This is a genomic window from Pseudomonas edaphica, from assembly GCF_005863185.1.
GTDB classification, from domain to species: Bacteria; Pseudomonadota; Gammaproteobacteria; order Pseudomonadales; family Pseudomonadaceae; genus Aquipseudomonas; species Aquipseudomonas edaphica.
Map to the genome: position 1 here is coordinate 1 of NZ_VBVZ01001076.1, position 830 is coordinate 830.

At 60.7% G+C, this 830-nt stretch carries 1 protein-coding gene; it reads right to left on the bottom strand.

All coding sequences use genetic code 11. From position 1 onward, the window contains the following. Positions 1–52 precede the first annotated feature (52 nt). Positions 53–830, bottom strand: a 778-nt coding sequence (locus FEM54_RS33340; RefSeq protein WP_138454373.1) for an AGE family epimerase/isomerase, incomplete at its 5' end; no start/stop codon positions are given.

The window sequence follows — 830 nt, forward strand, 5'->3', positions numbered from 1 at the left end:
GTTCACACATCAAAATGTGGGAGCTGGCTTGCCTGCGATGAGGCACTAAAGCTCAACCCAGATGCTGGATCAGCCCCTGATAGCAAGTCGCCAAGTGATACGGCGTAGTCGACGGCATATCCCGCCGGCTCACCGCCCCCTTGGCATCCAGGCATTCATGCCAGCCTTTCTCATGCAAAAAGTTCTGCTGCAGCGCCAGCAATTGGCGTTGCAACACCGCTTCACTGCCCGGCCGCAAGGTCAGCGCCCGCAGGTATTCAGCCTGTGCCCAGATCCGTTGCGTGCCGTCGCGCACGCTGCCATCCAGCGCGAGCATGCCGCTGACCGCGCCACTTAACTTATCCACACCCTTAAGCTCTGCATAGGCAAATGCCCGCGTCAGCGAGGCATGCAAGGGTGTGCCGCGCAGTACCTCTGAAGAGTCGAGCAAAAAGAACCACTCGAACTGGTGTCCCGGCTCAAACCAGTTATCCACAGCGCCCAGCGGTTTTTCCATCATCACGCCGTGCTGGCGGTCGATGAAGCGCTTCTGCAGGGCGGTGGCGAGGTCCAGCAACGCATCCTGGGTGATCGCGTCTTCACGCACGGCCAGGGTGGCGAGGAAACCTTCGGCCAGGTGCATCAGTGGGTTTTGCAGTGGGCCGGACTTGAGCGATGACCAGTTGCGCTCCAATACGGCTTCGTACAGGCCGTCGCCGGTGGCGAAACGTTCGGCGACCACGGCCAGGGCCGCATCGAGTACCGACTCCACCAACGGCTCGCGGACTTTGGCCCAATAGTGGGCGCAGGCGAAGATGATGAAAGCGTGGGTGTAGAGGTCTTTGCGCTTG